General features: G+C 76.4%; 15 protein-coding genes. 8 read left to right on the forward strand and 7 right to left on the reverse strand.

The genetic code is table 11. The features are described from left to right. Positions 1-34: 34 nt before the first annotated feature. On the forward strand, positions 35-547 hold the full coding sequence (locus FHN55_RS08260; RefSeq protein WP_306821792.1) for a GatB/YqeY domain-containing protein: 513 nt from the start codon (positions 35-37) through the stop codon (positions 545-547). Here FHN55_RS08260 and FHN55_RS08265 read toward each other — a convergent pair. The 3 genes from FHN55_RS08265 to FHN55_RS08275 all read right to left on the reverse strand — a co-directional run bounded on the left by FHN55_RS08265 (position 533) and on the right by FHN55_RS08275 (position 7,222). After that, positions 533-1,792 carry an alpha/beta fold hydrolase gene (locus FHN55_RS08265; RefSeq protein ID WP_139711842.1) on the reverse strand — a complete coding sequence of 420 codons (1,260 nt, stop codon included), beginning with the start codon at positions 1,790-1,792 and terminating at the stop codon, positions 533-535. The genes FHN55_RS08260 and FHN55_RS08265 overlap by 15 nt on opposite strands. Further along, the gene (gene mprF / locus FHN55_RS08270) at positions 1,789-4,482 is read right to left on the reverse strand and encodes a bifunctional lysylphosphatidylglycerol flippase/synthetase MprF (protein WP_180357710.1); all 2,694 of its coding nucleotides are present in this window, start codon (positions 4,480-4,482) and stop codon (positions 1,789-1,791) included. Before mprF ends, FHN55_RS08265 begins: the two co-directional genes overlap by 4 nt. A gap of 154 nt (positions 4,483-4,636) precedes the next feature. Beyond that, complete coding sequence (locus FHN55_RS08275; protein WP_139711844.1) at positions 4,637-7,222, reverse strand: transglycosylase domain-containing protein; 2,586 nt, start codon at positions 7,220-7,222, stop codon at positions 4,637-4,639. Positions 7,223-7,493: 271 nt separating this feature from the next. Here FHN55_RS08275 and FHN55_RS08280 point away from each other — a divergent pair, with 271 nt between their 5' ends. Further along, a complete protein-coding gene (locus FHN55_RS08280; protein ID WP_139711845.1) occupies positions 7,494-7,817 on the forward strand; it encodes a WhiB family transcriptional regulator in 324 nt (107 codons plus the stop codon). 7 nt (positions 7,818-7,824) lie between these two features. Here FHN55_RS08280 and FHN55_RS08285 read toward each other — a convergent pair whose 3' ends face one another. Then, positions 7,825-9,087 (reverse strand): ArsA family ATPase, encoded by a 1,263-nt coding sequence (locus FHN55_RS08285; protein ID WP_180357711.1) that lies wholly within the window; start codon positions 9,085-9,087, stop codon positions 7,825-7,827. Further along, on the reverse strand, positions 9,084-10,178 hold the full coding sequence (locus FHN55_RS08290; RefSeq protein ID WP_306821793.1) for an ArsA-related P-loop ATPase: 1,095 nt from the start codon (positions 10,176-10,178) through the stop codon (positions 9,084-9,086). The genes FHN55_RS08285 and FHN55_RS08290 overlap by 4 nt, the downstream gene beginning before the upstream one ends. 55 nt (positions 10,179-10,233) lie before the next feature. Between FHN55_RS08290 and FHN55_RS22595 the strand changes: the two genes are divergently transcribed. The 6 genes from FHN55_RS22595 to FHN55_RS08315 all read left to right on the forward strand — a co-directional run bounded on the left by FHN55_RS22595 (position 10,234) and on the right by FHN55_RS08315 (position 14,288). Next, positions 10,234-10,401 carry a hypothetical protein gene (locus FHN55_RS22595; protein WP_180357712.1) on the forward strand — a complete coding sequence of 56 codons (168 nt, stop codon included), beginning with the start codon at positions 10,234-10,236 and terminating at the stop codon, positions 10,399-10,401. 3 nt (positions 10,402-10,404) lie between these two features. Beyond that, positions 10,405-10,869, forward strand: coding sequence for a RidA family protein (locus tag FHN55_RS08295; RefSeq protein ID WP_139711847.1), 465 nt, complete (start codon positions 10,405-10,407; stop codon positions 10,867-10,869). A gap of 75 nt (positions 10,870-10,944) precedes the next feature. After that, positions 10,945-11,622: a Crp/Fnr family transcriptional regulator gene (locus tag FHN55_RS08300; protein ID WP_139711848.1), complete on the forward strand. Its 678-nt coding sequence runs from the start codon at positions 10,945-10,947 to the stop codon at positions 11,620-11,622. A 100-nt stretch (positions 11,623-11,722) separates the two neighbouring features. Next, the gene (gene nth, locus FHN55_RS08305) at positions 11,723-12,391 is read left to right on the forward strand and encodes an endonuclease III (RefSeq protein ID WP_139711880.1); all 669 of its coding nucleotides are present in this window, start codon (positions 11,723-11,725) and stop codon (positions 12,389-12,391) included. Next, positions 12,388-13,104 (forward strand): CoA pyrophosphatase, encoded by a 717-nt coding sequence (locus tag FHN55_RS08310; protein WP_180357713.1) that lies wholly within the window; start codon positions 12,388-12,390, stop codon positions 13,102-13,104. The genes nth and FHN55_RS08310 overlap by 4 nt, the downstream gene beginning before the upstream one ends. Then, positions 13,101-14,288 (forward strand): MarP family serine protease, encoded by a 1,188-nt coding sequence (locus FHN55_RS08315; protein ID WP_180357714.1) that lies wholly within the window; start codon positions 13,101-13,103, stop codon positions 14,286-14,288. The genes FHN55_RS08310 and FHN55_RS08315 overlap by 4 nt, the downstream gene beginning before the upstream one ends. Before the next feature lie 25 nt (positions 14,289-14,313). Here FHN55_RS08315 and FHN55_RS08320 read toward each other — a convergent pair whose 3' ends face one another. Then, positions 14,314-15,264: an alpha/beta fold hydrolase gene (locus FHN55_RS08320; protein ID WP_218974464.1), complete on the reverse strand. Its 951-nt coding sequence runs from the start codon at positions 15,262-15,264 to the stop codon at positions 14,314-14,316. Between the two features lie 61 nt (positions 15,265-15,325). Next, a complete protein-coding gene (locus FHN55_RS08325; RefSeq protein ID WP_180357715.1) occupies positions 15,326-15,718 on the reverse strand; it encodes a phage holin family protein in 393 nt (130 codons plus the stop codon). Between the last annotated feature and the right edge of the window lie 65 nt (positions 15,719-15,783).

Here is a 15,783-nt window from a genome sequence, read left to right on the forward strand (position 1 = left end):
ACCCACGCCGGGCCACCCTGCCAGACTCGGGCGGGTGAGCACGTCCAGCACCCCTGCGAGCACCTCCGGCGCCCCCTCCCTGGCCGAGCGCCTGCGCGCCGACCTCAACACCTCCATGCGCGCCCGCGACGAGGTGCGCACCGCCACGCTGCGGATGGCGCTGACGTCCGTGAAGACCGCGTCGGTGGCCGGGACCGAGGCCCGCGAGCTCTCCGACGACGAGGTCCTCGCCGTCCTCCGCACCGAGGTCAAGAAGCGCAAGGAGGCCGCCGAGGCCTTCGCCGGCGCCGGCCGCGCCGAGTCCGCCGAGCGCGAGCGCGCCGAGGAGGCCGTGCTGGCCGCCTACCTGCCCGCCCAGCTCGACGACGAGGCGCTGTCCGCCGCCGTCGACGCCGCCGTGGCCCAGGTGGCCGCGGCCGGGAAGACCGGCCCCTCCGCCATGGGAGCCGTCATGGGCGTGCTGCGGCCGCAGGTCGGCTCCACCGTGGACGGCGGCCGTCTGGCCGCGGCCGTGAAGAGCGCCCTCGCCTCCTCAGCTCCTCGCTGAGGCGCTGTCGACGCCGACCACCTCTCGCAGGGCGAGCCCGCGCAGGTGCCCGTGGCCGCGCCGCGGCAGGGCCGTGAGGTGGTCCGCGAGGCCGGGGAGGTGGTGGGCGGCTCCGTCGGCCACCGCGGCGGCGATGCGCACGGCCGCCAGCTGGTGGCCGTCCAGGGCGCTGTGGCCTGTGCTCCCCAGCCGCACGAGCGCTGAGCCCGGCACCAGGCCCGCGGCCCGCTCGGCGACGGGAGGGGGCGTGCACAGGTCGCGGTCCGCGCTGACGACGACGAGCGGGGTGCCCGAGCCGGCCAGCTCGGCGAGGCGCGCCGGCGCGTCGAAGGGCTCTGCGGTCGCGGTCGGTCGGCTCGTCAGCGCCGACCGGTCGCCGGCGGTGAGCAGCTGCGGGTCGAGCGGACCCCCGTCCGGGGGCAGGCCGAAGCCGATCTGCCCGTGGGCGATGCCCGCGACGAGGTCCCGCTCCACGACGCACCGCCGGTCGCCGGTCTCCGGGTCTCCGGTGCCCAGGCGGGCGACCCACCGCCAGGTCCGCAGCCGCCGGCCTTCGCGGCGCGACCGCAGCAGGCTCAGCAGCACCGCCGGCCCGGCGCGGTCGTGCACCTCCTGGACCACCGCGGTGAGCTCCGCCATCGGCACCCCGGCGCGCGCCGCCTCCCGCACCGCGGCCGCCACGGGGGCCAGTGCCGGGTCCTCGCCGTCCCACAGCAGGCGCCGGCGGTGCGCCCGCACCGCGGCGAGGTCCTCCCGGGGGGACAGCAGGGGGGAGTCGAGCACCAGCGCCGCGACCCGGCCCGGGTGGCGGGCGGTGAGCACCTGCGCCAGGAAGCTGCCGTAGGAGCTGCCGTAGACGACGGCGCGCTCGACCCGTGCGGCGTCGAGGGCAGCGGCGAGGTCGTCCGCGGCGGCCTCTGCGGTGACGGAGGCCACCGGCAGGTCGGCCCCGAGCTGGTCGCGCCGCGACAGCCCCACGCCGCGGTGCTCGACCATCACCAGGTCCAGCCCCTCCGCCGCCGCGAGCCGCCGCAGCCCCGCGTAGGGCACGACGGAGGCCATGCCGGGGCCCCCGGGGATGGCGAGCACGGGGAGGCGTCCGGGCGGCGCGCTGCGCCGGGGCCGCGTGCGCACGACGGCGAGGGGGAACGTCGCGCCCCCCGGCTTCGCCCCGACCGGCCGGGAGACCGTGAGGCCGTCCCGGCGGACCACCGCGCGCGCGAGCGCTTCCAGCGGGTGCCTCACCCGGACAGGCTGGCCGAGGTGACCCGGTCGGCCTCGCTGCGGGGGAGGGGGACGGTCGCGGTGCCGACGGGCACGGGGGACTTGCGGCGCGACGGCCAGGGGGCCGCGTGCAGCTGCGGGACCATCCCGCGCACGCCGCCGCCGACGAGCTTGGCGACGTCGAAGACGACCACCGGCAGCGACGGGCCGCCGGCCGATGCGACGTAGCGCGGCTCCCAGGTCGGGTCGAAGCGCTCCTTGAACTGGCGCAGCCCCCGGAAGCCGTAGAAGTGCTCGCCGTGGGTCCAGACCAGGTGCCCGATCCGGTGCCAGAACGTGCCGTTGCCGTCGACGTCCAGCCCGGACAGCGGAGCCATCCCGAGGCTGAACGAGGTGCACCCGCGCTCCTGGGCCCACAGCATCGCCTCGACGAACAGGTGGGTCATGACCGTCCGGGGGGCGTCGGTCCTGCGGCGCATGAGGTCGACGTGGACCTCGTGCCCCGAGCCCCCCACCCACAGCGAGGCGAAGGCGACCACGCGGCCGCCGGCGCGGGCGACGACCACCGGGAAGCGGGAGACGTAGTCCTCCTCGAAGCGGCCCAGGGAGAACGACTTCTCCTGCGTACCGCGCTCGACCAGCCACTCGTCGCTGACCTCGCGCAGCTCCGGCATCGCCTCCTGGAGGCGCTCACCGGTCACCACCTCGACCTCCACCCCCGCGCGGACGCTGGCGCGGTGCTCCGCGCGCAGCTTGGCGCGGCGGCGGCCCTCCATCGAGAAGCCCACCAGCGGGACGACCGCCTCCTCACCGAGCTTGACGGTGGACAGCCCGTGCTCGCGGTAGAGGTCCACGAGGTCCCGGCGCACGCAGTAGAGGGCCGGGCGCCCGCACCGGCTGGCGCACAGCTCGAGGAAGCTGCGCAGCAGGTCGTCGAACTCCCGCTCGTCGCCGAGCGGGTCGCCCATGACCACCCAGCTGCGCCCCTCCACGCGGTACATGAGGAACGCGCCGCCGCCGCGGGAGAAGTGGACCTGCTTGTCGCCGGTCCACAGCAGCGACGCGTTGCCGGGCGTGGTGCTCGCCAGGACCGTCGCGGCGCGCCGCAGCTCCTCGTGCGAGGCCGTCGAGCGGTGGGCGGCGGGCCGCTGGAGCGCGAGCCCGGCGCCCACGAGGACGACGACGGCCAGCGCGAGCGCGGCGCTGGTGGGCCAGTGCGGACCGCCCGCCACCGCGCTGAGCACGGGGCGGTCGCCCCACAGGGGCGCCAGCTGGGCGGCGTGCCACCACAGCAGCAGCGCGGCGGCCGCCACCGCGAGCGGCAGCGACCAGGCGCGCCGGCCCGTGCGGCGGTGGAACGTGCCGCGGGCCACCACGAGCAGCACCGCCAGCGCCGCCGCGCCGGCGCCGAGCAGCGTCGGGTGGGTCGCACAGACCACCACCAGCACGGCCAGCGCGAGGGCCCAGGCGCCCCGCAGCCGCCGGTGGAGGCCGCGGGCGAGCACCAGCAGGCCCACGCCGGCGAGGCTCGTGGCGAACGGGCCGAGCGCGCCGAGACCGCCGAGGACGCCGTGGGCCGCGTCACCGGCGGGAGCCTGGCCGGTGGCCACCAGCACGCCCCCGAGCACCGCGACCACCAGCGCCAGCGCGGAGGGGGTCAGGACGCCGGCCACGCGGACCAGACCGGCGCCGCGGTCGGGGCGGCGCCTCGCCTCCAGCCCGGCCAGCACCACCGTCGCGAGGGCCAGCGGCACGAGGAAGTAGACGAGGCGGTAGGCCACCAGCGCGGTCACCAGGGACTGCGCGGGCACCGAGCCGGCCAGCGCGAGCACCAGCACCGCTTCCACGACACCCAGGCCGCCGGGGACGTTGCTCAGCAGGCCCAGCGTGGTGGCCAGGACGAAGACCGCGGCGAACGCGGGGAAGCCGAGGTCGTGCCCGGGGGGCAGCAGCACGTAGAGCACCGCGGCCATGACCAGCCACTCCGAGACCGACAGGGTCAGCTGGGTGAGCGCGGTGCGCCGCGACGGCCTGTCGATGCGCCAGTCGCGCACCACGAGCGGGGCGCCGCGGCCGCACCACAGCAGGTAGGCAGCCACCGACCCCACGAGGAGACCCGCGAGCACCAGGCGGGCCGGGCCGCCCAGCGGCAGCGAGCCCACCACCGCCGCCGGCCCCCAGACCAGGCCCGCGGCCACCAGCAGGGCGCTGCCCAGGCTGAGGGTGACGAGGTTGAAGGCGGTGAGCCGGGTGATGGCGAAGGCGGGCAGGCCCCAGGCGGAGTACGCGCGGGCGCGCAGCGCCGCCCCCACCAGCGCCGACGCGCCCAGGGAGTTGCCGAGGGCGGTGGCCACGAAGGAGGCGGCGGCGTACCGGCGCAGCGGCGTGCGGTGCTCGACGTAGGCCAGGGCCAGCGCGTCGTAGGCCACCATCAGCCCGTAGGACGCTGCGGTGGCCGCGAGGGCGAGCACCACGGGCCGGGCGCCGAGGGCGGCGAGGTCGTCGCCGAGGCGGTGCCACGGGTGGTCGCCGAGCCGCTCCTGCAGGACCAGCACGGCCGCCGCGAGGAACACCAGGACGGCCAGCTGACCCAGCCGGCGCCCACCGGCCCACGACGGGAGCGTGCGGCGCCCCGCCACGGGCGCCGCGTCGCCGGGCGGGGTGGGCGGGTCGGTGTCTGCGGGCGACGCAGCGTCGCAGGCGTGGCTCACCGGGTGGTCATCGGTCCTCGCCGGGGCCGTCTTGAGGCGGCGGTGCGCAGGCTGTGCCGACCGCCGGCCCGGGACGCGCCGCCGGCGCACCGAGGACCGCACGCCGCGCCACCCGGGGGTGGCGCAGCCTCGTCAGCGGTCGGGGGCGAGGGCGTCAGCCCTGGTCGCCGTCACCGCCGTCACCGCCGTCACCGCCGCCGTCGCTCGGGACGGGCTCGACCGTGGCGCCCTGGTTGCCACCGCCGCCCTGGCCACCGCCGCCCTGGCCGTCGTCACCGGGCTGGCCGCCCTGGTCACCGCCGCCGCCCTGGCCGCCGTCGCCGCCCTGGCCGCCGCCGTTCCCACCGTCGCCCTGGTCACCGCCCTGGTCACCGCCCTGGTCACCCGTGGGGCCCTGGGTGGCCGTCTCGCCACCGCCGCCACCGCCACGGGGGCCGGGCGTGTAGGTCGGGCGCGGGGGGGCCGGTGCGCGGCCGATGATGCTCTGCGGCGGGTCGACGAAGTCCTCCTCGGGAGCCCCCTCGAGCGCGCGGTTCATGTACGCCTTCCAGATCGGCGCGGAGACCGTGGCGCCGTACATGCTCCCGTAGCGGCGCCCGCCGATCGTGGCGCCGTTGATGGACATGCTCCGCTCCGGCACCCCGATCCAGACCGAGGTGGCCAGCTGCGGGGTGTACCCGGTGAACCAGGTGGCCACCGAGTAGTTCGTCGTCCCCGTCTTGCCCGCGGCCTCGCGGCCACCGGCCAGCCCGTTCCCCCTGGCCGTGCCCTCGGTGATGGTGCGCTGCAGGGCGTAGTTGACCCCGTTGGCGACGTCCTGCGAGATGGCCTGGTTGCACTGCGGGCCGGGCACCGCGAGGTCCTTGCCGTCGGCGTCCGTGATCTTCTCGATGGCCCGCGGCGCGCAGTAGTTGCCCTGCGCTGCGAAGGCCGCGTAGGCGGTGGCGATGGACAGCGGGGCCACCTCGTCGACGCCGAGCATCATGGCCGGCGTCACGTTGATGTCGGTGCTGACCTCACCGGTGATGTTGCGCGTGTCGGCCTTCGCCTTGTGCACCCCGAGAGCCTGGGCCATGGCCCCGACGTCGCAGAGGTTGAGCTGGTTCTCCATGGCGGCGTAGCCGGTGTTGATGGACTTGAACGTCGCCTCGATGACCGGCATGGTCCCGCTCTCCTCGCCGTCACCGGCGTTGCCGGGTCCGTACTCGTCTCCCCGGTAACCGGGGCCGGAGTAGCAGCTGCCGTACTTCCAGCTGTTGTTCGGGTAGTCGCGCCGGGTGCCGTTCACCGTGGCGTTCAGCGTGCGCCCGGACGCGAGCCACTGGGCCAGCACGAAGGGCTTGAAGTTGGACCCCGGCTGGAAGCCCGACGAGCCGCCCTGGAGGTAGTCGGTGTTGTAGTTGATGGCCGTGGCACCCAGGGGCGCGTCCGGGGACGTGTCGTAGGTGCGGTTCTGCGCCATCGCGATGATGTTGCCGGTGCCGGGCTGCACCGAGACGATCGAGGCGCCGAGGTTGGACGTGCCGTCGTCACGGACGATCTCGCCGTCCGCGATGTGGTTGGTCCGGACCGTGGAGTCCTGCGCGGGCACGCCGTTGGCCACCTCCTCGAACGCGGCCTGCTGCTTGCCGCTGTCGAGGGTGGTGGTGATGGTCAGGCCGCCGCGGTAGAGCTGGCGCAGCCGCTCCTCCTTGGTGCCGCCGAAGGCGTCGTCGTCGCGGAACTGCTTCACCACGTAGTCGCAGAAGAAGCCGGCCTGGCCGGCCTGCTCGCAGCCGTTGGCGGTCTCCTGCACGTCGAGCATCTGGTCGAGGGGGAGGGCGACGGCGGCGTCGTGGTCGGCCTGGGAGATGGTGCCCAGCTGCAGCATGCGGTTCAGCACGGTGTCGCGGCGCTGCTGCGCGTCCTGGGGGTTGTTCACCGGGTCGTAGCCGACCGGGTTCTGCACGATGCCGGCCAGCAGCGCCGCCTGCGGCAGGTCGAGGTCGGCCGCGGACCGGTTGAACCAGTGCTCGCTGGCGGCCTGGACGCCGTACTGGCCGCCGCCGAAGTTGGCGATGTTGAGGTAGTTCTCGAGGATCTGGTCCTTGGAGAACTTCTTCTCCGCCGCGATGGCCAGCTTCATCTCGCGCAGCTTGCGCACGTAGCCGTCGACGCCGGACCTGACCGTCACCTCGTTGAAGGCCTTCTGGCGCTCTTCGGCGGAGGCGTTGGTGGGCAGCGCCGAGAGCGCCTCCTCCACCTGCACGTTCTTGATCCACTGCTGGGTGAGGGTGGAGGCGCCCTGGACGTCACCGCCCTGGGAGTTCTGCACGAAGGCGCGCGCCAGGCCCCGCGGGTCGACCCCGCCGTGCTCGTAGAAGCGGTTGTCCTCGATGTCGACGATGGCCTGCTTCATGACCGGCGCCACCTTGTCGAGGGGCACCAGGATGCGGTTCTCGTAGTAGAAGGTGGCCATCGGTGTGCCGTCGGAGTAGAGGATCCGCGACTGCTGGCTCAGCGGCGGCTGCTCGAGCGAGGCGGGCAGGCTGTTGAACGCCTCCACCGTGTCGTTGCTGGTCTGGCCTGCGGCGATGACCGCCGGGGCGGCGAGGCCCGCCACGAGCACGCCCGCGCCGACGCTCGCCGCGAGGAACCCCGCGAGCAGCTTGGTCGCCCGGCCGAAGGAGCCCGGGCGCCGCTGCTGCCGGCCGCCCGCGTCGCCGTCGTCGGGACGGGTGCGGGGGGCGCGGGCCGGCATGCCTCCAGCGTACGTGGCCGGTGCGCCGGGACCGGCCACGACGAGGGCCCCTTACCAGACCGTGATGTGCGTGGGCTCGGGCCACGGTGACTAGTCACCGGTGGTCCTGGAAATGGCCCGCACGAGGGGTGGGAACCAGCGTGACCAGTTCGTAACTTCATCCGTGTCACTCACCCGGCCGGGTGGAACGGGCGAGAAGTCCTGGTCCTCCTGGCGGGTGAGAACCCCGATCGGCGCTTCCCCGCCGCTCCACCGACCGGAAGGCACCACCATGAGCGAGACCCTCTACCTCGAGCCCGCCGAGTGGACCACCCAGGCCGCGTGCCGCACGAGCGACCCGGACGCGCTCTTCGTCCAGGGCGCCGAGCAGAACCGCGCCAAGGTCGTCTGCCAGGCGTGCCCGGTGCGCACCGAGTGCCTCGCCGACTCCCTCGACAACCGCATCGAGTTCGGCGTCTGGGGCGGGATGACCGAGCGCGAGCGCCGCGCCATCCTCAAGCGCCGCCCGAACGTGCAGTCCTGGAGCCGCCTGCTGCAGGCCGCCAAGGCCGAGCACGCCCGCGCCGAGGCCGCAGCCGCCGCTCGCACCGCCTGACGGACCGTCAGGCCGGCGCCCCCGGTCGCGGGGCCGCACCGGCCAGAGCGGCCCCCACCGCCCGCAGCCCCGCGAGGTCGGCGACGTCGCCGTCCAGCGACGGGACCAGTGCGGTGGCCGTCCCCGAGGCCCCCAGGTGCTCGGTGACGAGGCGCCGCTCGCGCTCCACCCGCTCCAGCAGCTCCACCTGCAGGTCCAGCACCTGCGCCGCCTGCCGCTGCACGGCGGTGCCGCCCCGCAGCGAGGCCGCGGCGCGCTGCGCCGCAGCGGCGTCCAGCCCCTCGGCCGCCCGCGCGGCCCGGTTGACCACCACCGCCGCCGGCGACAGCCGGGCCGAACGCAGCCGGTCGACCAGGAAGACCGCCTCCGCGAGCGGCTCGGTCTCCGGCGCGGTGACCACCACGAAGGCCGTCCGGGAGTCGCGCAGCGCCGCAGACGTCGCCTCGGCCCGGTCCCGGAACCCGCCGAAGACCTCGTCCAGCCCCTCGACCAGCGCCTGGACGTCGCGCAGCAGCCGGCCGCCGAGCACGCGGTCCATCGCCGCGGCGGCACCGCCCGCCAGGGCCCCGACCACGCGGCCGCCGGCGGCGCGCAGGCCGCCGCCGGTGCGCGCCGAGCCCGCGAACCTCACCGGAGCCATGAGCAGCCGCGCGAACCTGCCGTCCAGGAACGAGGCCAGCCGCGTCGGCGCGTCGAGGAAGTCCAGCGCCGACCGGCTCGGCGGGGTGTCGACGACGACGAGGTCCCACCCCGCGGGGGTCCCGCGCCCCGCGCGCAGCTGCCCCAGCCGCTCCATGGCCATGTACTCCTGCGTGCCCGAGAACGAGGTCGCGAGCGAGGCGTAGACCGGGTTGGCCTTCACGGCCGCGGCGCGCGCGGGCGGCAGTGCCGAGTCGACGAGGCCGTCGAGGGTGCGGCGGGCGTCCAGCACCAGCGCGTCGAGGCTGCCCCCGCGGCTGCTGTCGACGCCGGGCACCCGGCGCGGCTCGTCGGGCGCCGGTGCGTCAGCGCCGCCCCCGCCGCCGTCGGAGCCGGCACCGGGGGGCGCGGCCGGGTCCTCCGTGCCGAGCGCCTGGGCGAGGCGACGGGCCGGGTCCACCGTGAGTACCGCCACGCGGCGGCCCCGCTCGGCGGCGCGCAGGGCGATCGCCGCGGCCGTGGTGGTCTTGCCGACCCCGCCGGAGCCCGCGCACACGACCACCTCCACACCGGGGTCGTCCAGGAGGGCGTCGACGTCCCAGCCGCGCTCCACCGCGCGCTCGGCGCTCACGCCGCGCCCCCGGTCGGGGCCGCCGCCGCGGGCCTGTCGCGCGGCGTGGGCAGCGGTGAGGCCGCGAGGTCGTCGGCGAGCCGGTACAGCCCCTCGAGGTCCACGCCGCCGGGCAGGTCCGGCAGCTCGCGCACCGGCCGCCCGGTGCCGCCGGCCGCCTCGAGCCACCGGCGCTGCTCGGCCACCCGCCCCGCGCGCACCCGGTTCTGGGTCTCCAGCGCCGCCACCAGCGCGTCGACGTCGCGCCCGCCGTCGCCGTCGTCGTCGCCGTGGGTGCCCTCGAGGGCCCGGCGCAGCGCGGTGCGCACCCGGGCCTCGCCGCCCCCGCCCGCGGCCGGGGCGGCCAGCACGCGGTTGGCGACGACGGCGCCCAGCGGCAGGTCGGCCGCGCGCAGCTCCGCCGCGGCCTCCAGCGTCTCGGTCACGGGCAGCTCCTCGGGCAGGCAGACCAGGTGGACCGCCGTCTGCTCCGAGCGCAGCAGCGCCGCCACCGAGGCCGCCCGCGCCGCGATCGGGCCGCCGGCGGCCAGCTGGGCCAGCTCGTCGCCGATGCCGAGGAAGCGGGTGATGCGGCCCGTCGGCGGGGCGTCGAGCACCACGGCGTCGTAGACGGGGTCCCCGCCGTCGGAGCGGCCCGTGGTGGTGCGGCGCACCGCCTCGTAGACCTTGCCGACCAGCAGCACGTCGCGCAGGCCCGGGGCCACGTCGGCGATGAACTCGACGGCCCCGGCGCGGTCGAGCACGGTGGAGACGCGTCCGCCCCGGCCGCCGAGCACGCCGCCGTGGAAGGTGTCGAGGTAGTCGACGAGCGCGGCGCGCGGCTCCACGGCGAGGCCCACCACCTGTCCGCCCCCGGCGCCCTCGGCCAGCTCGACCTCCTCGTAGGGGAGCGCCTCGGTGCCGAGCAGCCGGGAGACCCCCTGGCGGCCCTCCACCTCGCACACCAGCACCCGCCGCCCCTCGTCGGCGAGGGACAGCGCCAGCGCCACGGCCACCGTGGTCTTGCCGGTGCCTCCCTTGCCGGTCACCACGTGCAGCCGAGGCGCCGCCGCGCGGTCTGCACCGGGTCCCGCCCCCGTCCGTGCGCTCACCAGGCGACAGTACGGACGAGGCCCCGGGGGCGCCCGCGGACTAGGCTCGCCAGGCGTGACCCAGTGGGAGTACCTGACAGCGCCGCTCATCGTGCACAGCACCAAGGCGATCCTCGACAACTTCGGCGAGGAGGGCTGGGAGCTGGTGCAGGTGGTGCCGGGCCCCGGCGGCAACGGCCTGGTGGCCTACCTCAAGCGCCCGCGCGCAGGCACGGAGGGCTGAGCCGTGGGCGCGCGCGAGAACCTCGCCTCGCTCGGCCTGCAGCTGCCGCCGGTGGCGGCTCCCGTGGCCTCCTACGTGCCGACGGCGCGGACCGGCTCGCTCGTCTTCACGTCCGGCCAGCTGCCGTTCGTCGACGGCGCCCTGCCGGTGACCGGGCTCGTGGGGGAGGGTGACGGCCTCGTCGACCCGGCCACCGCGAAGGAGCAGGCGCGCACCGCCGCGCTCAACGCGGTCGCCGCCCTCGACGCCGAGGTGGGCCTGGAGTCCGTCGCCCGGGTCGTGAAGGTGGTCGTCTTCGTGGCCAGCGCTGACGGCTTCACCGGCCAGCCCGCCGTGGCCAACGGCGCCAGCGACCTGCTCGCGGAGGTCTTCGGCGAGGCCGGGCGCCACGCGCGCTCCGCGGTGGGGGTGGCCCAGCTGCCGCTCGGCGCCCCCGTCGAGGTGGAGGTCGTCGCCGAGGTCGGCTGACGGTCCGCGGGGTCCCTCGGCCGCACGGGTGGTCCGGCGCAGGCCCCCGGACGCCGCGTGCGGCAGACTGCCAGCGTGGATCAGGACGTTCTGCGACGCGCCCCCTTGTTCGTGGGGGTCGACGACGAGGCCTCCGAGGTCCTGCTGTCGCTGGCACGGGTGGTGGAGCTCAAGCGCGGGCAGGTCCTCTTCGCCCAGGGCGACGAGCCGGCCGACCTGTTCGTCATCCAGACCGGCAAGATCAAGCTGGGGCGCACGTCGGCCGACGGCCGCGAGAACCTCCTCGCCGTGCTCGGCCCGGGGGAGATGTTCGGGGAGCTCAGCTGGTTCGACCCGGGGCCCCGCACCTCCAGCGCCGTGGCGGTGGGTGCGGCGCAGCTGGTCGCGCTCGACTACGAGCAGCTGTACGCGTGGATGGCCCCGCGGCCGGAGGTCGCCCAGCAGTTGCTGCGCGCCCTGGCGCGGCGGCTGCGGCGCGCCAACACCGCCCTGGCCGACCTGGTCTTCACCGACGTCCCGGGCCGGGTGGCCGGGACCCTGCTCGACCTGGCGCTGCGCTTCGGGCGCACCACCGAGTCCGGCCTGCTCGTCCAGCACGACCTCACCCAGGAGGAGCTGGCCCAGCTGGTCGGGGCCTCCCGCGAGACGGTCAACAAGGCCCTGGCGGACTTCGCCGCCCGCGGCTGGGTCCGCCTGGAGGCACGCTCGGTCAACCTCCTCGACGTGGAGCGGCTGCGCCGCCGCGCACGCTGACATCCGCGGGCCCGTCGGCCCGCACCCTTACCCTTCGCTGGTGAGGCCTGCTGACGTGGAGCGCGAGACGCCCCTCGGACGCGTGCGCCGGGCGCGCCGCATGCACCGGGTGCTGGCCGAGCGCTACCCCGACGCGAAGTGCGAGCTGGACTTCACCTCCCCGTTCCAGCTGCTCGTGGCCACGGTGCTGTCCGCGCAGACCACGGACGTGCGCGTCAACAGCGTCACGCCGGAACTCTTCGCCACCTGGCCGGAGCCCGCCGACCTCGCCGGCGCGGACCGCACGGCGCTGGAGGAGGTGCTGCGCCCGGTGGGCTTCTACCGGGCCAAGGCCGCGTCGGTCCAGGGGCTGGCCGCGCGCCTCGTGGAGGTCTACCGCGGGCAGGTCCCGCGGCGCCTGGAGGACCTCGTCACCCTCCCCGGGGTGGGTCGCAAGACCGCCAACGTGGTCCGCGGGGACGCGTTCGGGCTGCCCGGCATCACGGTCGACACGCACGTCGGCCGCCTGTCACGCCGCTTCGGCTGGACCACCCACGAGGACCCGGTGGACGTCGAGGACGACCTCGCCGCGCTGTTCCCGAAGAGCGACTGGACGCCGCTGAGCCACCGCGTGATCTTCCACGGGCGCCGCACCTGCCACGCCCGGCGCCCCGCGTGCGGCGCCTGCCCACTCGCCCGCGACTGCCCCTCCTACGGCGCCGGCGAGACCGACCCGGTCAAGGCGGCGACCCTCGTGAAGCCGGGACAGGTCCTGGCGGGGCAGGGGTGAGCCGGCCCGGCTGGCTGGAGCGGCTCGCCGACTCGCTGCCGCAGGTCGGCGCAGCCGTCGCCGAGCACCTCTCCGACCGCACCCGCGCCGCCCGCGCCGAGGGCGTGGACCTGGGGGCCCGCAGCGGCCGCCGGGCCGCGGTGCTCGTGCTCTTCGGCCCCGGCGCCGACGGGAGCGGTGACGTCGTCCTGCTGGAGCGGGCCGCGGGCCTGCGCTCGCACTCCGGGCAGATCGCCTTCCCCGGCGGCGGTGTCGAGGACGCCGACGGCGGCGACCCCGTGCGCGCGGCGCTGCGCGAGGCGCACGAGGAGGTCCGCCTGGACCCCGCCGGCGTGGAGGTGCTGGGGGTCGCCCCGGCGCTGGTGGTGCCGCCGACGGGGACCTCGGTGGTGCCGGTGCTCGCGTGGGAGCCGGAACCGTCCCCCCTGGGCGTGGGCGACCCCGTGGAGGTGGCGCGCGTCCTGCGGGTGCCGCTGGCCGTGCTCACCGACCCCGCCTCCCGCGCCGTCGTCAGGACGCGCTCGGGGTGGACGGGGCCGACCTTCGCCCTCGGGGGGCCGGCCGGTGAGGACGGCCGGCTCGTCGCGTGGGGCTTCACCGCCGCCGTCCTCGACGTGCTGCTGCGCGTGGCGGGCCTGGAGCGCCCGTGGGACGGCTCCCGCGCGCTGCCGCTGTCCGCCGTCACCGGCGGCCTGCCGGAGGCCGGGCGGTGAGCACCCTCGACGTCGTCCTGCTCCTGCTGCTCATCGTCTACGGGCTGTCGGGGCTGCGGCAGGGGCTCGTGGTCGGGCTGCTGTCCGTGGGCGCCTTCATCGCCGGTGCCGGGCTGGGGATGTGGCTGCTGCCGCTGCTGGTGGGCTCGATGGAGCCCGGGCGGACCCGCACCGTGGTGGTGGTCGCCGGCGTGCTCCTGGTCGCCTGGGGCTGCCAGCTGCTGGGGTCGCTGGTCGGGCGGCGCCTGCGGGACGTCATCACCTGGCAGCCCGCGCAGGTGGTCGACTCCGCGCTGGGGGCGGTGGCCGCCGTCGTCGCCGTCGCCCTCGTCTCCTGGTTCGTCGCCGGCGCCGTGCGCGCGGGGCCGATGCCCTCGCTCGCGCGGGCCGTGGCGTCCTCGCAGGTCATCTCCACCATCGGCACCCTCGTGCCGCCGCAGGCCGAGACGCTCTTCGCCGGGTTCAGGTCCGTGGTGGAGGCCAACGACTTCCCCCGCGTCTTCAGCGGCACCGGTGAGGAGCCGGTGCGGGAGGTGGCGGCGCCGAACGACGCGGTGGTCGGCGGGGCCGCGTCCATCGCGCAGAGCGGGATCGTCAAGGTCACCGGGACCGCCGAGGCCTGCCGGAAGGGCAGCGAGGGCAGCGGCTTCGTGGTGGCGCCGCAGCGGGTGGTCACCAACGCGCACGTGGTCGCCGGCGTCACCGAGCCCCAGGTCCAGGTGGGGGGCGTGGGCGAGCGGCTCGACGCGCAGGTGGTGCTGTTCGACGCCGCCGAGGACCTCGCCGTGCTGGCCGTGCCCGGGCTGCGCGCCGAGCCGCTCGGCACCGGCCGCCAGCTCGGCACCAGCGCCGACGCCGTGGTGGCCGGCTTCCCGCAGGACGGACCGTTCACGGCCGTGCCGGCCCGGGTGCGCGAGGTGCTGCGCGCCGAGGGCAAGGACATCTACGGCGGTGCCACCGTGGTCCGCGAGGTGTACTCCCTGGCCGCGGACGTCGAGCCGGGCAACTCCGGCGGCCCGCTGCTCGACCCGGGCGGCAACGTGGTGGGCGTGGTCTTCGCGAGGTCGCTCACCGACCGCGGCACGGGCTACGCGCTCACCCTCGACGAGGCCCGCCCGGTGCTGCAGCAGGCCGAGGAGGCCACCCGGCCCGTCGACACCGGTCCCTGCACCACCGGGGGCTGAGCGCGGCGGGACCGCGCCGGAGCGGTCAGCCGAGCTCGAGCGCGGAGAGCCAGTCGAGCAGCAGCTCGGCGGTGGTCTCCGGGGCCTCCTCGCCGAGGAAGTGGCCCGCCCCCGGCACCTCGGCCCAGCGGTGGCTGCTGCCCGCCCACGCCGCGCTGCGCCGGCACGAGCCGGGGACCACGGCGCCGTCCAGCGCACCCTGCGCGGTGAGCACCGGCACCTGGGCGGGCCGGGAGACGGCCCGGGCGAAGGCGAGGCCGTCGGGGCGCACCCGCGAGCGCGCCACCCAGCGGTAGCACTCCAGCGCCGCGTGCGCCGCGAACGGCACGCGCAGCGCCGCCGCGTGCTCGGCGACCACGGCGTCATCGGCCCATCCGGGCGCTGCCCACTCGCGCAGCACTTGCTCGACCATCGAGCCGTCGCGCACCGCCCACTCGGGGAAGGTGGGCACCTGCACCCGGGCCAGGTGCCGTGCGGAGGACGCCGTGAGCACCCGCCAGGGCTCGCGCAGCACCAGCAGGGGGTGCGGCTCGCCGAAGCTGGCCACGGCGGCGGTGGTGGCCGGCTGCAACGAGGTCGACGCCCACGCCGCCCAGGCGCCCCACCCGCTGCCCACGAGCACCGCGCGCTGGGCGCCCAGGGCGCGCACGACGCCCGTGGCGTCGGCGGCGAGGGTGGGGGTGTCGTAGCCGCGGGGCGGCTTGTCGGAGGCTCCGCTGCCCCGCAGGTCGAGGGCGGCGGCGCGGTAGCCGGCCGCTGCGAGGGCGACGAGGTGGTGCTTCCACGCCCGCCACGACTGCGGGAAGCCGTGCAGCAGCAGCACCAGCGGTGCGGACCCGTCGTCGGGGCCCGTCTGCGCCACGTGGAAGCGGCAGCCGTTGGCGGTGACGTAGCGGTGGCGCCACGGGCCCGGGTCGAGCAGGTCGGCGGCGTCGACCGGCGGCCCCGCGCGCAGACCGCGGGGGAGGGCCCTCACGGACCCTCCCCCTCGGCCTGCACCGGCTGCGGGCCCGTGCGGGGCCGGCAGCCGGAGGTGGTCAGTGGTGGCCCTTCAGGGCCTCGATCGACTGCTTGGACGTGGCGATGGTGCGCTCGGGCTTGCCCACCTTGCTGATGCGGCCCTTGCCGATGAGCGCCAGGACCGCGGCGATGACGAGCAGCACCACGGCCACGATGAGGAACGCCACCCAGTACGGCATCCACAGCGTCAGCAGCCAGGCGATGGCCAGCAGGACGAAGAGGGCGCCGATGCCGCCGAAGACCGCGGCTCCGATGAACAGCCCCGCGCCGATGGCGCCCTGCTTGACCTCGGTGGTGATCTCGGCCTTGGCCAGCGCGATCTCGGCGCGCACCAGCGCCGACAGGTCGCGGCTGGCGTCGGCCACGAGCTGGCCGATGGTGCGCTCGCTGGCGCCGGCGCTCTGGCTCACGGCGGGTGCCTCCTCAAGCTCTCTCACCCGCGCGCCGTCCACCCGGTCGGTGGGGCGCTGCGGCG

The organism is Streptomyces sp. NP160, assembly GCF_006335115.1.
Lineage (GTDB): Bacteria > Actinomycetota > Actinomycetes > Actinomycetales > Quadrisphaeraceae > Quadrisphaera.

Excerpts from the sequence above, each read along its gene's own strand:
- FHN55_RS08275 (WP_139711844.1), bottom strand. The coding sequence starts at position 7,222 with ATGCCGGCCCGCGCCCCCCGCACCCGTCCCGACGACGGCGACGCGGGC.
- FHN55_RS08280 (WP_139711845.1), top strand. The coding sequence starts at position 7,494 with ATGAGCGAGACCCTCTACCTCGAGCCCGCCGAGTGGACCACCCAGGCC.
- nth (WP_139711880.1), top strand. The coding sequence starts at position 11,723 with ATGCACCGGGTGCTGGCCGAGCGCTACCCCGACGCGAAGTGCGAGCTG.